At 43.5% G+C, this 17,270-nt stretch carries 13 protein-coding genes; 7 read left to right on the top strand and 6 right to left on the bottom strand.

Going from position 1 to position 17,270, the window contains the following annotated elements; all coding sequences use genetic code 11:
* Nucleotides 1–60 precede the first annotated feature (60 nt).
* The 3 genes from NST45_RS26045 to NST45_RS26035 all read right to left on the bottom strand — a co-directional run bounded on the left by NST45_RS26045 (nt 61) and on the right by NST45_RS26035 (nt 3,745).
* The gene (locus tag NST45_RS26045) at nt 61–2,442 is read right to left on the bottom strand and encodes a N,N'-diacetylchitobiose phosphorylase (RefSeq protein ID WP_339824198.1); all 2,382 of its coding nucleotides are present in this window, start codon (nt 2,440–2,442) and stop codon (nt 61–63) included.
* Nucleotides 2,443–2,657: 215 nt separating this feature from the next.
* Complete coding sequence (locus NST45_RS26040) at nt 2,658–3,266, bottom strand: zf-HC2 domain-containing protein (protein ID WP_076126916.1); 609 nt, start codon at nt 3,264–3,266, stop codon at nt 2,658–2,660.
* A complete protein-coding gene (locus NST45_RS26035; RefSeq protein WP_036687188.1) occupies nt 3,263–3,745 on the bottom strand; it encodes a sigma-70 family RNA polymerase sigma factor in 483 nt (160 codons plus the stop codon). Before NST45_RS26035 ends, NST45_RS26040 begins: the two co-directional genes overlap by 4 nt.
* Before the next feature lie 204 nt (nt 3,746–3,949).
* Here NST45_RS26035 and NST45_RS26030 point away from each other — a divergent pair, with 204 nt between their 5' ends.
* Nucleotides 3,950–4,291 carry a nitrous oxide-stimulated promoter family protein gene (locus NST45_RS26030; protein WP_076126918.1) on the top strand — a complete coding sequence of 114 codons (342 nt, stop codon included), beginning with the start codon at nt 3,950–3,952 and terminating at the stop codon, nt 4,289–4,291.
* Between the two features lie 48 nt (nt 4,292–4,339).
* Here NST45_RS26030 and NST45_RS26025 read toward each other — a convergent pair whose 3' ends face one another.
* The 3 genes from NST45_RS26025 to guaD all read right to left on the bottom strand — a co-directional run bounded on the left by NST45_RS26025 (nt 4,340) and on the right by guaD (nt 8,449).
* Nucleotides 4,340–5,491 (bottom strand): glycosyltransferase, encoded by a 1,152-nt coding sequence (locus NST45_RS26025; RefSeq protein ID WP_036687347.1) that lies wholly within the window; start codon nt 5,489–5,491, stop codon nt 4,340–4,342.
* A gap of 202 nt (nt 5,492–5,693) precedes the next feature.
* Entirely contained in the window at nt 5,694–7,046 is a 1,353-nt protein-coding gene (locus tag NST45_RS26020) for a solute carrier family 23 protein (RefSeq protein ID WP_076141437.1), read from the bottom strand.
* 38 nt (nt 7,047–7,084) lie between these two features.
* Nucleotides 7,085–8,449 carry a guanine deaminase gene (gene guaD / locus NST45_RS26015; protein ID WP_038568158.1) on the bottom strand — a complete coding sequence of 455 codons (1,365 nt, stop codon included), beginning with the start codon at nt 8,447–8,449 and terminating at the stop codon, nt 7,085–7,087.
* A 311-nt stretch (nt 8,450–8,760) separates the two neighbouring features.
* Here guaD and NST45_RS26010 point away from each other — a divergent pair, with 311 nt between their 5' ends.
* The 6 genes from NST45_RS26010 to NST45_RS25985 all read left to right on the top strand — a co-directional run bounded on the left by NST45_RS26010 (nt 8,761) and on the right by NST45_RS25985 (nt 17,210).
* Nucleotides 8,761–8,949, top strand: a complete 189-nt coding sequence (locus NST45_RS26010; protein WP_076101096.1) for a hypothetical protein — start codon at nt 8,761–8,763, stop codon at nt 8,947–8,949.
* A gap of 87 nt (nt 8,950–9,036) precedes the next feature.
* Complete coding sequence (locus NST45_RS26005; RefSeq protein WP_036687196.1) at nt 9,037–9,759, top strand: GntR family transcriptional regulator; 723 nt, start codon at nt 9,037–9,039, stop codon at nt 9,757–9,759.
* A gap of 294 nt (nt 9,760–10,053) precedes the next feature.
* Nucleotides 10,054–12,435 (top strand): phosphoketolase family protein, encoded by a 2,382-nt coding sequence (locus NST45_RS26000; RefSeq protein WP_170914216.1) that lies wholly within the window; start codon nt 10,054–10,056, stop codon nt 12,433–12,435.
* A gap of 624 nt (nt 12,436–13,059) precedes the next feature.
* Nucleotides 13,060–14,322, top strand: coding sequence for a group II intron reverse transcriptase/maturase (gene ltrA / locus NST45_RS25995; protein ID WP_036681916.1), 1,263 nt, complete (start codon nt 13,060–13,062; stop codon nt 14,320–14,322).
* A gap of 166 nt (nt 14,323–14,488) precedes the next feature.
* Nucleotides 14,489–16,684: an ABC transporter ATP-binding protein gene (locus NST45_RS25990; RefSeq protein WP_076141435.1), complete on the top strand. Its 2,196-nt coding sequence runs from the start codon at nt 14,489–14,491 to the stop codon at nt 16,682–16,684.
* On the top strand, nt 16,677–17,210 hold the full coding sequence (locus NST45_RS25985) for a DUF1854 domain-containing protein (RefSeq protein WP_051491493.1): 534 nt from the start codon (nt 16,677–16,679) through the stop codon (nt 17,208–17,210). The genes NST45_RS25990 and NST45_RS25985 overlap by 8 nt, the downstream gene beginning before the upstream one ends.
* Nucleotides 17,211–17,270: the final 60 nt, after the last annotated feature.

Raw genomic sequence — 17,270 nt, 5'->3', positions numbered from 1 at the left:
AAAAACAGGAGGACGCACCTTATCGGGTCCGTCCTCCTATCTATTCCTCATAAATACGCCTTAACCCATAATAACGAGCACGTTGTTTTCTGGCGCCATTTTGGCCACCGGGATCAGGTTGCCTTGAATTTCTTCACCGTTAATAACGATATGGGTAACCCCTTTTTGTACACCCTTCTTGTTCTCCACCTGGATGTTCAGCTTCTTCCCACGGAATTCCCGGACCATGGAAAAGTCTGTCCAGTCGGAAGGAACACACGGGTTGAGGCGAAGGCCATCAAATTGCGGTTGAACCCCCATAATGCCTTCCACCAAGGAGACCATCACGGTTGAAGCGGTGCCGGTCAGCCAGTGGACATGCGCCCGGCCTTGATATGGGCTGTCCTTGGACTCGACAAACTGGCCATGTACATAAGGCTCGAGTTTACGGATTTCAGCCTTATCGTTCATGCTGGCCGGACTGCAATTCAGGAAGTATTCGAACGCGCGCCCACCGTTGCCGATCATGGTTTCCGCCAGAATGAGCCATCCCTGCGGCTGGCTGAAGATGCCGCCGTTTTCCTTAGTTGAGGCGTTGAAAAGAGCCATCAACGCTACTGGCAAACCGTATTCACGGAACGGAGGGTAGAATAACATAGTGCCGTAATCGGTCCGCAGATTCTCATACACTTTGTCCATGGCGAGCTTCGCCTGATCCGGGCGGGCTGCGCCGCTTAATACGGCCCAGCTTTGCGGATTAAGCCAGATTTTGGCCTCATCATTCTCCCAGGAGCCGATGGTATAGTTGTCTTCTGTAAATCCGCGGACGAATTGATCGTTCTCCCAAGTGTGCTTTTGAATGTTATCGTCCAGCTCATCAAGCAGGCCCTGCGCCCATTGAATGTCTTCAGGCTTGTTCTTATTTTGTGCAATTTCCATGAACACCTTGAATGCCATATACAGCTGGAATGCGACGAACAACGACTCGCCCTTCGCTCCAAGCCGTAGACAATCGTTCCAGTCGGCATGAAGCCCAACCGGCATGCCGTGTGCGCCCATACGATCCAGACTGAACTGAAGCGCCTGGCGCAAATGCTCGTACACAGTGCCCTCACCTTTATCCGAATAAGGGATTATTTCATCTGTAAAATCCCAGTTGCCACTTTCATTCAAGTATTTAATGACGGTTGGGAACAGCCATAAAGCGTCATCGGCCCGATAATGGGGATGACCAGTTTCCCGTACATATTCCGGATCATCCGGTGTGCCCTCATGCCCAGGATTGTGGTCAAATTTCACCAACGGAAGTCCACCGCCGTTGGAAACCTGGGCGGATATCATCAGTCTAAGACGTTCAAGGGCCATCTCATGATCCAGATGAATGATGCCTTGAATATCCTGCACCGTATCCCGATAGCCCAGTCCATTACGAAGACCGGAGTATTGGAAGGAGGCTGCACGTGACCAGATGAAAGTGATAAAGCATTGATATGCATTCCAAGTGTTGATCATGTTGTTCAGGTTATCGCTTGGTGTCTGGACTTGGAAGCGGTTAAGTTTGCTGTGCCAGAATGCTTTTAACTCTTCGAGTTCTTTATCTACCACGGACAAGTCCTTATAATGGCTGAGAATTTCGGAAGCGCCTTTCTCATCATACTGTCCCAGTAGAAATACGATTTCTTTCTCTTCTCCCGGCTGCAAATCTACGTTAATCTGCAGGGCCCCGCAGGAGTTAGTATTGTAGTTTAATGAATTGGAGCATTGGCCGTTCTCAACAGAGGCCGGATTGCCATAACTGCGGTAATCGCCTAGGAACGTATCCCGGTCACCGTCATAAGCGGTAACTTCTGCACCTGCAGCCCCGAAGAATCTCCAGGTTTGTTCTTCGGGGGTGTTTTCATTGATGACTTGAAGGATCATATTATTTTTATAGTAGGTCCGTGAAATAAACAGAGTGTACTGAAGGTTGACGGTATCCTGCTCATAGTTGTTATTGTTGGTTAATTCAACAAATCCGAAGAGAGCCAGCTTGCGTGCTTTGGAGTCATCATTGCGCACCTTCATGCGCCACACCTCATAGGTTTCGTTCAGTGGTACATAATATAATGATTCTGTATGGATGTTATCGTAGTCCGAGACGATGTTCGTGTATCCGGTTCCATGATGGCATACCGACTTATATTGCTCCAGATCTTTACCCACTGGCTGCCAAGAGCCGGACCAATAATCCCCGTTCTCCAAATCTCTCACGTAAATATAGCGTCCGGGCTCGTCCTTAGAGTTGAAGTGGTAGCGGATATGCCGCCCATTTGCGCCAGACTTTACAAAGCTATAGCCGCCTGCGTTACCTGAGATGATCGCACCGTATTCCGGCGAGCCGAGGTAATTCGCCCAAGGGGCAGGCGTATTCGGCTTGGTAATGAGGTATTCCTTGTTTTTTCCATCAAAATAACCATATTGCATGACCATTCCTCCTATTAAGTGGTTAATGGGCCGATCTATAAACGCGCGTTCACAAAGAGGTGAAATATCCATGTGTAATTTTATTATAAGATACTTTTAGTAAATCGATAACCCTATATTTTAGCGAAAAAACGAACAAAAATGCTAACTTTTTTAGTAGGGTGCAAAGCGAAAGACACCTAAAAAGGTGTCTTTATTTATTTTAGCGGCAATGTCTACTCCACTAAAACACCATTAACAAACGTCATAGTTTTATCTTTGAATTCAAGAATAAACTTGTTTGGAAAATCTAGATCGGTATGAATCTCCGTCCCCAACATAACTTTTTTGCCTACATCATCAAAGGGATTATGAAGTAAACCTCTAGGCGTATACCTAGTTTCAGAACCGATTACATTATTATTCTCATCGCGGATAAATTTGGTTTTTCCTGAGAACACGAGGTCCTTGCCATTTTCCAAAGTTAGATGAACTTCCAAACGATCCTTTGTCTTCTGATAATCTATGACTACATCTTTAGAGGATACAGGGAAACCGATAACAAAAAGTCCAATAAGGGCTGTAGCCAGTATGAGTACCGATAAGACGGAAAAAATGAGAGTTTTTATATTCTTTTTTTTCACTTTTTTAAAATAATTGAGTTTGTTAACTTCCTCTTTATCAATAATAGGCACACTTAGATTTGCTGTGGCGGTCATTTCATTATAGGATTGAAGGCAGCTTTCACAGGATTGCAGGTGTTTTTCGATTTCTTCGTTACTATGTACAGAGGTTAGCTTTTCAATATAGGAAGGTAATAAATCCTGAATGATCTCGCATTTCATGAAGATCTTCCTTTCATTAATTTTTGTTTTCCACGGTAAAAGGTAACTCTTGCCCAGGTCTCATCTCTGCCAAGAATTTCGCCAATTTCCCGAAAACTGAATTCTCCGGTCAAACGCAGATATAATACTTCTTTGGTGTTTGGATCAAGTAAATGAAGTTGTTTAAATAAATCCATTTTGTCCTGAGCAAAAATGAACTGGGATTCTGTTGAATTTGCGTTAGCCAAAGGAGCGTCTTCTAATTCCTCAGACTTCCGCTTGCGCTGCTTGTCCAGCTCCTGATACCACACATGTTTAGCAATTTGACAAAGCCAAACGTATACTTTGCAGGTCCCATCGTATTTATCTATCGATTTTATAGCTCTATAAAAAGTTTCTTGGGTGATTTCTTCTGCCAGCAAGTGATTATGACAAAAGCTAAATACGAATTTATATACTTGGGTTGAATATTCCCTGTATAATTGCTCGTTGTCCTGCATCCATTCACCTCCTCAAGTTATATATCCGTAAAAAGCTATAAACGTTACAAGGTTTTTTAAATAAATTTGATTTATAAAATAATCGCTTTCAACCCCGGTATGTGAGGGAATTAAGGAGGTTTAGCGTTAAGGCTGGTTTCACAGTTGGTTTACCCTTTATAATTACATGAGATCTTATTGTACAAGTTACAAGGGGGTTCATATATGATAACAAAGGTAAACCGGCAGTTAAATGAGGGTCCTAAAATTCTAAAAGAACAAGAGCTTGTTACCAAAATGATTCGTATATATTGTAAGAAAAAACATCATCATAAAGGCTTTTGTGAGGAATGTCAGGAATTAAACGAGTATGCGCTGAAGAGGTTAGCCTATTGTAAGTTTGGTGAAGAGAAAACAGCTTGTGCCAAATGTCCTGTTCATTGTTACAAACCGGATTATCGCCAAAGAATTAAAGGGGTTATGCGTTTTTCTGGTCCGTGGATGCTGCTCTATCACCCCATTGAGTCGATTAGGCATATTCCGCTACCTAATAAATTGAGAAAATAAGTAAAAACCGGACATCATTTGATGCCCGGCTTAATGTATTTTTAGATATCATTCTCCCAGCTTTTCAGCCTTCACCAAAATCTCTCGCAAAACACGGGCAACCCGGCTTTTTCTCCTCTTTACTTTTACACTTATCCGTCTTAACGACTCTTGGTATACGGCGGTATCCTTGGGTTCATAGAGCTGTTTGGCGGCAATCCGTAACGTCCTTCTCATTAATATTGCTGATGAACGTGTTAACTTCGTTCGGTATCCTCTGCGCAAGACCCGTATAGTATGTTTGTACTTCTCTAAGTCTTCGTTTGGAGGAACAAGGGCGAACAGATTTAGGGAAGAGTCATTGAACCCGTAGCTTTTGAACATGATTTTTAGATTCTCAATATTTATGAGATTTCCTCTGAAGTGGGTTGGATGTTCTTGGTGAACGCCGACAACTTCTTTGATGCTGTGAAAAGGGATTTTTAATCGATGCAGTCGATACCCAAGATCCCAATCTTCAAGTCCATAGAGGATAAACTGTTCATTAAAACCTCCAGCACGAGTTAATTGGCTGCGTCTTATGGACACACAACGTGTGACGAGTAACATCCAAGGGGCTACATCTGTGCTGGCAAATTGCTTTTTAGTATTTGGAGGAACTCTTGAGGGAAAGGTGACTTTTGATAACGTCTCCGTCTGCTGAAGGATATCATTGGGTGTGATTAATGGGATGATTTCAGTCGCTGATTCGAAGTCGGGATTCCATAAGTTAGAAGCCGAAAGTGTATTGCGGCAATGCTCTTTTTCTTCAGGAGAAAAGTCTGGGTAGTAGTGGGTATAAGCGTCATCCCATGAGTGTGGAATACCTGAAATTATGGACTTAGGATATTTACGGTGATACTGGTTTACGATCCTAATGAAGTCAGGGAATACTAGAAAATCAGCATCGCAGAAGATGACGTATTTCCCTTTTGCCTGACTCAGCCCCAGATTTCTCACGGCAGAACGGCCGCGTTGTTCCTGCTGAGCGACATAAATAAGCGGATAAGAAGTTTGAAAGCTTTCGACCATTTCCTTGGTACCATCTGTAGAACCGTCATCTGCGACGATCACCTCGAATCGATCCTTCGGATAGGTCTGTGTCTCGAATGAAGTGAGTGTAAGTAGCAGCTGCTGAAGTCGGTTATAGGTTGGAATTATGATGCTGTAACGGATAGCCAGAATGATCACCCCCACCATTTAATAAAAGCCCTTGAATAGGATAAATAATAACAATATATTCAGGGACTTTAGCCTGGTCTAGTCAAACGCCTTTAAGGATCGAAATAGGCAGTGGACAGGGGCCAATATGGGATGATCTTTAAAAAAGACAGCCCCTAAAGGAGATCTATCGATTCCTTTAGGGGCTGCTCCTTTTTATTTTCTATTTTCCACTAGGTAATAATTTATTCAATAAGATCGCTGCCAATGAAGCAGCTAGGATAGGTGAGCCTAATAAATACTGCACGAATGTAGGTAAAGAGTTCAAGTAGTCACCAGGAATGAGTACCAACGCCAAGGTGATGATCATAGGTAAGGCAATAATGTACATTTCTTTTTCGCCGATAGTTACATTCTTCATTACTTGCACACCATTAATTGCGATGATGCCGCAGATGATGGCGAAGACGCCGCCGATTACAGCGGATGGAATGGAAGAGATCAAAGCGGCGAGTTTACCAGAACAACCAAAGAGGACAAACCATCCTCCTACAGCGAGAAAGACCCGGCGGCTGGCAACACCTGTAATGGAGATGATCCCTGCATTAGTTGAATAACCTGTAACAGGAGTCGAACCGAGCACAGAGGCAATAAGACAGCCAATTCCTTCTCCAATTACGCCGCGGTTAATATTTTTGTCTGTCAAAGGTTTATTGATTACATTGCTGACCGCAAACCAGGTGCCTGTTGTTTCAGCCAGCAGCACGATATAAATAATAACCATGGTGATAATAGCTGAAAAGTTGAAGGAAAAGCCGAAATCAACAAAAGCGATCCGCGGCATGCTAAACCATTTAGCGTTGCTTATCGCTGAGAAATCTAAAACGCCCATAATATTAGCGGAAATACATCCGACTACTAACGCCATCATTACGGAAAGAATTCGGAAGATAGATCCTTTATTACGGAACAAAGTACCGAGAATCACAAAAATAAGCAGTGTAGCGCCTGAAATAAGGGCTAATAATACGTTTTGATTAATTGAAGCGCCGGAGGCTCCGTAGATATTATCTCTGATCGCAACAGGCAATAAAGATAGACCTACAATGAAAATGATTGTGCCTCCTACGATAGGTGGGATAAAGTTTTTGACGATTTTATTAAAAATTCCAGCATAGCCCAAAATAATAACCAGGATGGCCCCGATTAAGCTGGCACCCAACACGGAGCTCCAACCGAGCTCCCCGCCACCACTAGCCGCATAAATACTGACGATCGCACCAAGCGGAACATAAGAAGGACCTTGAGCGATAGGCAGCTTCATACAGAAATAGGTTTGCACAATCGTTGCAAGTCCTGCGGCAATAAAGGTGGATTGGATTAACGCGCTGGACTGATTGGGTTGTAAGCCGATTAACATCGCAATAAGGAATGGCACTACATAGGCATCCATAGCCAATACATGTTGAAAACCGAGAATGACGGATTTACTAAATGAAACTTTTTCATCGGGTAGGACAGTTAATAGCTGTGATTCCAAATGTGCTTGCTCTTGTACGTTTGCTTGTGTTTTCACTCCGATGCCCACCTTAAGTTTTTTAGTTTAATTAATCTTTAACGCGAATGAACTTTTTCACCCTGTACCCAGACTTCACGGATATTTTCAGGCCGGGCCAGATACATTATCTTTTGAAAAATATCTTGCAAATCCTCATTCTCATCAAAGATGGGCAATTTCGCCGACGGTAATTTCGTATCAATAATTTGAACATCCCAGGTATAACCTTCTAGTAACCGGCCGATAGGTAAGCTTAAGCTTTCCCCGCCGCCAGCGGTAGCAAGATAAAAGGATTCATGGATCGTAATCCGTGATCCGGGTACTCCGCGATTTGGTGCAGACAGGGAAGGATTCACACCATCCTCCAGCATTCTTGAAGACATTACGGCTTGTCTAATGTTATCGAAGAGACTAGGTGAAAAACCTCCGGAAATATCAGAGCCTAAACCAATCTCCACGCCTTTGGCATGGAAGTCAGCGATCGGAATAACACTATTGGCAAAATACGCGTTGGATATCGGACAATGAGCAATAGCTGTTCCTGTCTCTGCAAACAAATTCACATCATCTTCATCTAAAAAATTACAATGTGCCATTACAGATTTATCACTGAGCAGACCAAAATCATGCAAGGCAAAAGCATCGTTCTTCTGGAACCGTTCTTGCACATAACCGTGCGCCCAATCACTTTCACTACAGTGCGATTGAACATACGTATCATATTTAGCGGCTAGTTCTCCCAAGCCTTGTAAAGCCTCATTAGTGCAGCTTGGAATGAACCTTGGTGTCACTACCGGATATACGCCTTGTTTAGTAGATTTAGCGAGTTCTTGTACAGCTAGTATAAATTCTTCCGTATCCACTAGTGCGGTGTGGGTGTCGGAGTCGCGGTAATTCTCAGGATTTCCCTGCGGATCGTCCATAACCACTTTTCCAACGAGTCCACGTTGCCCTTTTTCCGCACATATTTTAGCCAATAATAAACTGGCCTCTTTATGCACCGTTGCAAAATAAAGTGCTGTAGTTGTTCCGTTTGCGAGCAAAGTGCCAACCACGTCATCGTAGACTTTTTTTGCAAAAGCCAGGTCCGAGAATTTAGACTCCAGTGGGAAGGTATAAGTATTTAGCCAATCATAGAGTGGAATATCTAATGCAGTTCCAGATTGAGCCCATTGTGGCGCGTGAACATGCAGGTCGATAAAGCCGGGCAAAAAATACTGGCCTTCAGCTAATACATGAAAATTGTCCTGACCTTGATAAGCATCAAGCAAGGGTTGATAGTCGGGGTGCTTCGGTGCAACAATCATTTCTATCATCCCATCCGTGTTGATACAGAAGAGATGGTCCTTTAAAATTTGAATTTCTTTTGGGGATAGGCTAGAAAATGAAGTGCCTAGGAATATTTGCATATATTTTCTCATAATTTCCGCCTTAATGTTCGTCTTTTGGTGTGCATTCGTTATTATAATCCGTGAAAAAGGATAAGTCCAGACCAAAAGTCGAATAAAGGCGTAATTGACGGATAGGAGGAGCGGAGGAATTGAAACCGAATATGACGCATAGACGTCATGTTCGCTATGCTAGAATACAGAAAAAGATAGAGGGAAGTAAAAAATGCAGGTGTGTTTCGATTCCTTTACGGTTATAGGAAATGAATGCGGTTACTATCTTGTGATATAATAGATGAAATCGATCAATAGTTTGAGAAAATTGGATTAGGAGTGTTGCCTGGATGAGAAGATACAACATTTGGCGCCCGTTGATGTTAATTATTGTTGCTGTACTTACAAAAAGCTTGGTCACTAACCTGTGCATTTTGTTTGGTATGCAGGCTGAAGCAGCTAGTAGTATGGGGACGCTGGGCATGGTCATTGCCGGTTTAGTGATGTACAATCGCATGACAAATCGCCGTCGTAAATAAGGTGGCCGGATAGATTATAAACGTCTGGTTATTATGTTATAGTAAAGATTGAAATAAAACTTGTATCGACCTGAAAAGGAGTACTTCATGACACAGTTTGTCTACAAACAAATTATTGATGACTTAAAAATGAAAATTTTTGCTGGGCAGTTTCCCGATATGAAATTACCGGATGAACGAACGCTTAGTGAAACTTATCAAGTGAGTCGTAGTTCTATTAAAAGTGCTCTGACTAAAATGGCAAATGCCGGCATTATTTTTAAAAAGCGTGGCTCAGGGACATTTATAAATCCTTTATACATAAAAAATGAATCTATTTTTAACTACGAAGGCTCTAATTTAGGTGTCACCGACAATTTTCAAATGAATGGGAAGAAGCCAAAGATTAAAGTTCTGAAATTCGAGGTCATTCCACCAACGGAAGAACTGCAACGGGATCTGTTTTTAGGACCACATGATTTTGTATACAAAATCGTTCGCTTGCGTCTTTTTGATGATGAACCCTTTATGATTGAAACGGGTTATATCCCAATCAAAATCGTGCAGAACTTAAATCAGACTATTATTGAAGGATCTATCTTTAATTATTTGGAGGATTCACGGAACCTGGCGGTAACCAAATCCTTTTTATCGATATCCGCAGAACCCTCTGAGGCTACGGATCAAGAGCTGCTGCATTTGCAGGCGAATGAGCCAGTAAGCATTATGGAAGGGATTTTCTTTTTAGATAATGGCACACCCTTTGAATTCTCCCATATGCGTTTCCACTATAAATACTTAAAATTTAATACCTTTGTGTCCGTTCATTAAAAGTAAGACTGGGGAATTTTTCTCGGTCTTATTTTTTTTATTTTGCGTAAAATAGATGAAGGAAAAGCAGCAAATATCTCCCGCAAACTTCAGCCCATATTTTTACATATATATTAATATTGACGTATTTTTACAGACAATTGACACCGTTTTTCATACTATGTTCATATTTTCACAAAATTGGACCGTATCATTTGTTGAAAAGGTTGAATTAATTTTTGGCGGCGGTATGATGTACTTGTGGAAGAAATTACGGCAATGTAGACACAGAAAAAATTTTGGGGAGTGGAAGAAATGGTATTATCCATGGATGTTGATTACTCATCAAAAACTTATTTAGAGAAGCTTGATGCATACTGGCGCGCAACTAACTACATCTCTGTAGGTCAACTGTATTTGAAAGATAATCCGTTGTTAAGAGAACCGCTGAAAGAAGCAGACGTAAAGATTAAGCCAATTGGACACTGGGGAACTATTCCCGGCCAGAACTTTATTTATGCCCATTTGAATCGGGTCATTACTAAATATGATTTGAATATGTTCTATATCGAGGGTCCTGGTCATGGCGGTCAGGTCATGGTTTCAAACTCCTATCTCGATGGTAGCTATACTGAAATTTATCCGGAAATTACACAAGATATCCCAGGTCTGAAGAAATTGTTCAAACAATTCTCTTTCCCAGGTGGAGTTGCTTCCCATGCTGCCCCTGAAACACCTGGATCGATCCACGAAGGTGGCGAATTAGGTTATTCTCTATCCCACGGTGTAGGTGCTATTCTGGATAATCCAGATTTGATCTCCGCTGTTGTTATTGGTGATGGAGAGGCTGAAACTGGCCCATTAGCGGCTTCATGGTTCTCCAACCGGTTCATCAATCCAGTTACTGATGGTGCAGTTCTGCCGATCTTGCACTTAAATGGTTTCAAAATCAGTAACCCAACGATTCTGTCTCGTCAATCCAAAGAAGAAATTACTGCATACTTTAAAGGTATGGGTTGGGAACCGTTCTTCGTTGAAGGCGAAAATCCTGATCTAATGCATCCAGAAATGGCTAAGGTGCTTGATACCATCGTAGAAAGAATTGAAGCGATTCAAAAGAATGCACGTGACAACAATGACCTTACGCGTCCGGTTTGGCCAATGTTGGTCTTCCGTTCTCCTAAGGGCTGGACGGGTCCAAAGCAATGGGATGGTGTTCCGAATGAGAACTCGTTCCGTGCCCATCAGGTGCCGATTCCAGTGGATCAAAAGAATATGAAGCACGCTCCAGCGTTATTGGAGTGGATGAACAGCTATAAACCAGAAGAATTATTTGATGAGAATGGTCGTCTGAATGTTGAACTTGCTGAGATCCTGCCAACTGGCGACAGACGTATGGGAATGAACCCAGTTACTAATGCTGGCAACCAAATTAAAGATCTAAACTTACCGAATTTCCGTAAGTTCGCACTTGATAATTCCAAACCAGGTGAAGTAATAGCACAAGATATGGCCGTTCTGGGTAAATACATGAAAGATGTTATCTCTCTGAACGAAGAGAACCGCAATTTCAGAATTTTCGGACCGGATGAAACAATGTCCAACCGTCTGGGACCTGTCTTTGAAGTGACGAAACGTCAATGGTTGGATCAAGTGATTGAGCCGAATGATGAATTCCTAGCTTCTTATGGCCGTGTTATCGATTCCCAATTGTCTGAACATCAGGCAGAAGGTTTGCTTGAAGGTTACGTATTGACAGGTCGCCATGGTTTCTTTGCAAGCTATGAAGCTTTCTTGCGTGTCGTGGATTCGATGATTACTCAGCATTTCAAATGGCTGCGTAAAGCAACAGATCAAAGCTGGCGTGCGGATATTCCATCATTGAATGTGGTAGCAACTTCAACTGTATTCCAACAAGACCACAATGGTTACACTCACCAAGATCCAGGTTTGCTAGGTCACTTGGCTGATAAAAAACCAGAATTTATCCGTGAGTATTTGCCGGCTGATGCGAACTCCTTGCTGGCTGTCTTTGACACCGTCTTAAATGACCGTCAAAAAATTAACTTGATCGTTTCTTCCAAACATCCTCGTCCACAATGGTTCAGTGCGGATGAAGCACAAGAGCTGGTGGATAAAGGACTGAAGATTATTGACTGGGCAAGCACCGATCAAGGTGGAGAGCCTGATGTTGTCTTTGCTTCTGCAGGTACAGAACCAACTATCGAAAGCTTGGCTGCAATCTCTATCCTGCATGAAAAACTGCCGAACCTTAAGATTAGATATATCAACGTGGTAGACTTGTTGAAACTGAGAAGTCAAAAATTAGATCCGCGTGGCTTATCTGACGAAGAGTTTGATCAATTTTTCACAAAAGATAAACCAGTTATCTTCGCTTTCCACGGATATGAAGGTCTGATTAAAGACTTGTTCTTTGATCGCCATAACCATAACCTGCACGTACACGGATACCGCGAGAATGGCGATATCACAACACCATTCGATATGCGCGTATTGAATCAAATGGACCGCTTTGACTTGGCGAAGGAAGCTGTTCTGAGCTTGCCTAATGCTAACGACTATAAAGCGATCGCAGATGAAATGGATGCTATCGTTAAGAAACATCACCAATTCATTCGTGAAGAGGGTATTGATTTGCCAGAAGTAGAGAACTGGGTATGGAAAGCTTTGAAATAAACGTATAGCCAGTACCATAGGAAGTAATACAAAAAGACACCTTTAGAGGTGTCTTTTTATTTGTGTGCGCCCAGCATGGGCGCTATCTATAGGGTTGAAGTCCCGAATGGCGAAGGCAGTAGTAGCCATTAGCTTAAGGCAAGGGTGTCCACCGCGAGGTGGAATCTGAAGCCAGCCAGCGGCAAATCTCCGGTCTGAGGAATACGAACTTCATACAAGGCTAACGTAGGCTGGATGAGGTTGCACAACAAACCAAAGTCCATACTGCCAAAGGCGTACGAGAGTAAATGAAGCAGATAGATGGAGAGGAAGATAGCGTTCTTACCTGGGGAGATCTGTGTGATAGGCGAGTATACTTCGTAACCCTACTTGTGAGAGTAGGCTGAGTGCACAGAAGTCAGCAGACGCCATAGTACGCAAGCTGTTGCAACAGCTGCGGAAGGGCTGAACATGGAATAGGATTTATACATCCAGGCGTTCAAGATGAGCGATGAATGCAGAAAAAAATCCGAAAGGACCTGACTGAAGAAGGAAACGGTGAATCCCGTGGGGGTCTTCAGCAGGGCGGAGTTCATCTTTGGCACAAATGGAAGGTATAAATCACGTAAAGAGAGGTTAAAAAAAATGTTGGAGCAACTGCTATCACGGGAAAATCTTCTGCAAGCCTTAAAGCGTGTTGAAGCGAATAAAGGAAGTCATGGCGTAGATGGGATGTCCGTAAAATCCTTACGAGAACACATCGTACAAAACTGGCAGACCTTGCGGCATGCCATAGAAGAAGGAACCTATGAACCGAGCCCCGTGCGCCGAGTCGAAATCCCGAAACCCGGTGGCGGAGGTGTTAGGTTACTAGGAATACCTACCGTGACAGATCGAATGATTCAACAAGCAATCGCGCAGGTGTTAACTCCATTGTTTGATCCAGAGTTTTCCGACCATAGCTATGGATTCCGTCCGAAAAGACGAGGGCATGATGCGGTGAGGAAAGCTCGAACCTTTATGAAAGAAGGATATCGATTCGTAGTCGACCTAGACTTGGAGAAATTCTTTGATCGCGTCAACCATGACCGACTGATGATGAAGATTTCGGAGAAAGTGGAGGACAAGAAAGTTCTCCTGCTTATCCGCAAATATCTTCAGTCAGGTGTGATGGAGAACGGGTTAGTAACCCCGACAACGGAAGGTGCCCCGCAAGGCGGTCCACTGAGTCCGTTATTATCTAACATTGTCCTAGATGAGCTCGACAAAGAACTCGAGAAACGTGGGCACCGCTTCGTTCGTTATGCGGATGATTGCAATATTTACGTGAAAACGCTAAGAGCAGGAGAGAGAGTCAAGACAACGGTCACCCGATTCATCGAGACGAGGCTAAAGCTGAAGGTGAACCAAGTAAAGAGCGCGGTAGACCGTCCCTGGAAACGAAAGTTTCTAGGATTTAGTTTTAGTGTGGACAAAGAACCAAAGGTGAGAATTGCGAAGCAGTCCTTACAGAGAGTCAAGGTTCGAATACAGGAGATATCCTCTCGAAAGAGATCGATGAAGATGGAAGAGCGAATCAAGGAACTAAACCACTACCTCATGGGATGGTGCGGTTATTTCTCGCTGGCGGATACCCCAAGTACCTTTCGAGATATGGATAAATGGATACGAAGAAGGCTACGAATGTGCCTCTGGAAGCAGTGGAAGACCCCTAGAACCAAAGTCAAAAGACTTATATCCTTAGGGGTACCTAAGGATAAAGCCTATGAGTGGGGAAATACCCGAAAAGGGTATTGGCGAATTGCAGGGAGTCCAATTCTACAACATGCATTGAATAACCAATATTGGGAAGCCAATGGATTAAAGAGTGTATTGGACAGATACAACTCCTTACGGAATATTTCATGAACCGCCGTATATCGAACGGTACGTACGGTGGTGTGAGAGGTCGGGGGCTAGCCGCCCCCTCCTACTCGATTCAAGTAAGCATACAAAACAATTATAATCATTTTTTCATCTTTACCACTGTAAATATATGTGAGTAAATAGGTGGGTAAAGAAAGGGGAGAAATGTATGACATCTATTGATAAACTTCCCAAGTCTATAGAAATACAGCTTACAGAACAACCTTTATTTCACTCTGTATCTGATTTAATGAAAGATGGGCAATTCGGTGAGCAGTGGCTTGTATTGACTGAGAAGGAGGTTTCCGTTTGGGGGACGGACGGGAAACTGGTCTCAAAGCTTCTAGTCTCGAATATTACCGATGCCCGGGTAGTAGGCGGGGTAGGCGGCGGTTCGTTGCTTGTGGATACCCAAGCGGGGCCTATTATACTTATACGTTATACAGCATCACTTACCTCTATATTTGGTTTTGCTGCTAAATTAATTGGCGCTGTAGCTAAAGGCGAGGAACGGCCAACCGCTTCTGAAAAAGAGTTTCCAAGAAATTGTCCAAAATGCCGCAATCCGCTGCCGGAAGATTCACAAGCTTGTCCGGTGTGCAAGAGTAACGGCAAGGTTCTATTTCGGATGTTGAGTTACGCTAAGCCTTATAAGATCCAAATGATCGCTGCGGCGATTATGTTGATTTTTACTACATTGGTAGAGCTTGTTCCACCATTTTTGACGAAGATGATCGTTGATAATGTGTTGACAGAAAAGGATATGGGCTCGACGCTTCTATGGATTGTGATCGGGCTAGCAGCCACGTCCTTAGTAATAACTTTAATGCAGACTGTACGTGGACTTATAGGGGTATGGATTGGTTCCAAAATCATGGGTGATCTTCGTCATGATGTGTATCATTCCTTGATGAAATTATCTTTATCTTTTTTCGACCGAAGACAATCTTCGCAATTTATTGGACGGGTGAATAATGATTCAGAGGCGATGCGGCAATTTATGACTGACGGTGTAATCTGGGTCTCGGGTGAATCGCTGCGGGTAATCGCTATTTTCACTATTATGTTCAGTATGGATTGGAAGCTAACGCTGCTTGCTATGCTGCCTATGCCGCTTATGGTGGTGCTGTCGACCGTGTTATGGCCGATGATTGGCAGACGTTGGTACCAGCAGTGGAGATCTATTTTTAGATTAAACGCTTTGGTTGGCGATTCTTTGCAGGGGATTCGTGTAGTCAAAGCATTCGGCCAGGAAACAACAGAGATGTCACGTTATACGGTCGCCAATAAGGAGTTGGTGCGGCATAATATTCGGATCGAAGGCTTATGGCAGGGGATGTTTCCTGCTTTTGCGTTGGTTGCTGGTGTTGGTACGTTATTAATTTGGTTTTATGGCGGAAAAACGGTGCTGGAGGGTCAATTATCCATCGGTACGCTAATTGCTTTGGTGACCTACCTTGGGATGCTTCTCGGACCTTTGCAGTGGGTGAGCCAAATGATCAACTGGGCCAGCCATGCGATTTCAGCAGCAGATCGGGTCTTTGAGATTATGGATACTCCGTCAGATGTGCCTGATACAGTAAATCCAGCAGCCATCGGCCGCGTAAATGGTGAGGTTGAGTTTAAGCGGGTTACTTATGGATACGAAAAACATCATCCTGTGCTCAAGAACGTGGATTTAAAAGTGGGTGCGGGCGAGATGATTGGTCTGGTCGGACATTCAGGTGCCGGTAAGTCGACGTTCATTAATATGATCTGTCGCTTCTATGACACAGATGAGGGAACCATTACCATCGATGGTGTGGACATCCGAAATATCAGCCAGTCAGATCTGCGTAGTCAGATCGGTGTAGTGCTGCAGGAGACGTTTCTATTCGACGGAACGATTGCTGAGAATATTGCCTATTCTAAACCGGACGCTACGGAATTAGAAATCATGCGCGCTGCAAAAATCGCCAACGCCCATGATTTTATCGTTCAATTGCCGGATGGCTATGATACAAGAGTTGGGGAACGTGGACATAAATTGTCTGGTGGAGAGAAGCAGCGAGTGTCTATTGCCCGAGCAATAATTCACGATCCACGAATTCTAATCCTAGATGAAGCAACAGCTTCTGTAGATACAGTGACCGAGCGGCAAATTCAAGAAGCGATCTCGCGACTGGTAAAAGGCAGAACGACATTCGCTATTGCCCATCGATTATCCACGCTAAGAAATGCGAACCGGCTTGTAGTGCTTGAACGCGGTAAGATCATTGAAGTGGGTACACATGAGGAATTGCTTGCTGCAGAAGGTGCTTACTTCAAGCTAGTTGAGGCACAGAAGGAAATGTCGCAGATTAAGGGGGTTGAGATGCATGAGTGATCCGAATCTTGTTAACGGGGAATTGAATCCTAAAGATCCCTATGAGATTAACATTCTTGAACCGGGTGCAATCTCTTTTAGCCGCAGTCAAGGTGGCGTGTTTCAAGGAGTAGTGGAGGGTCAGGTCTATGAGGAATTAATTCTTTTTCGTATATTTCCATTCCAATATACCACGGAGTATATTTCAGTTCGTAACTCCAAGAGTGAGGAGATCGGAGTCATTCGTGACATTGATCAGCTCGATGAAGAAAGTCGCGTGGAAGTGGACACAGAGCTCCGGCTGCGGTATTTTCTTCCGGTTGTAACCCGCATTGATTCTATTAAGCAAAAAGCGGATATGTGGATTTGGGAGCTGCAAACGAATCTGGGCCAGACCCGGATCGTTATGCGGAACCTGCACGAGCATATGCAATATCCAAGTCATAAGCGAATCATTCTTACAGATATCAATGGGAAAAGATGCGAAATCCGTGATTATCTAGCCCTGGATGTTCAGAGCCGGAGCAAGCTGAAGGATGTTTTATAGTCTAGTTGTGAAAAAGCTCCGCAGCCATTTATTGATGGTCTGCGGAGCCTCTTTTTTTTA

The sequence above is a fragment of the Paenibacillus sp. FSL R7-0163 genome, from assembly GCF_037969975.1.
Classification (GTDB): domain Bacteria; phylum Bacillota; class Bacilli; order Paenibacillales; family Paenibacillaceae; genus Paenibacillus_AQ; species Paenibacillus_AQ odorifer.
The sequence above is the reverse complement of the archived record's forward strand: the minus strand, read 5'-3'. Positions and strand labels throughout refer to the sequence as shown.

Coding starts and splice junctions, on each gene's coding strand:
- NST45_RS26045 (WP_339824198.1), bottom strand. CDS start 2,442: ATGCAATATGGTTATTTTGATGGAAAAAACAAGGAATACCTCATTACC.
- NST45_RS26040 (WP_076126916.1), bottom strand. CDS start 3,266: ATGAAATGCGAGATCATTCAGGATTTATTACCTTCCTATATTGAAAAG.
- NST45_RS26035 (WP_036687188.1), bottom strand. CDS start 3,745: ATGCAGGACAACGAGCAATTATACAGGGAATATTCAACCCAAGTATAT.
- NST45_RS26030 (WP_076126918.1), top strand. CDS start 3,950: ATGATAACAAAGGTAAACCGGCAGTTAAATGAGGGTCCTAAAATTCTA.
- guaD (WP_038568158.1), bottom strand. CDS start 8,449: ATGAGAAAATATATGCAAATATTCCTAGGCACTTCATTTTCTAGCCTA.
- NST45_RS26010 (WP_076101096.1), top strand. CDS start 8,761: ATGAGAAGATACAACATTTGGCGCCCGTTGATGTTAATTATTGTTGCT.
- NST45_RS26005 (WP_036687196.1), top strand. CDS start 9,037: ATGACACAGTTTGTCTACAAACAAATTATTGATGACTTAAAAATGAAA.
- NST45_RS26000 (WP_170914216.1), top strand. CDS start 10,054: ATGGTATTATCCATGGATGTTGATTACTCATCAAAAACTTATTTAGAG.
- ltrA (WP_036681916.1), top strand. CDS start 13,060: ATGTTGGAGCAACTGCTATCACGGGAAAATCTTCTGCAAGCCTTAAAG.
- NST45_RS25990 (WP_076141435.1), top strand. CDS start 14,489: ATGACATCTATTGATAAACTTCCCAAGTCTATAGAAATACAGCTTACA.
- NST45_RS25985 (WP_051491493.1), top strand. CDS start 16,677: ATGAGTGATCCGAATCTTGTTAACGGGGAATTGAATCCTAAAGATCCC.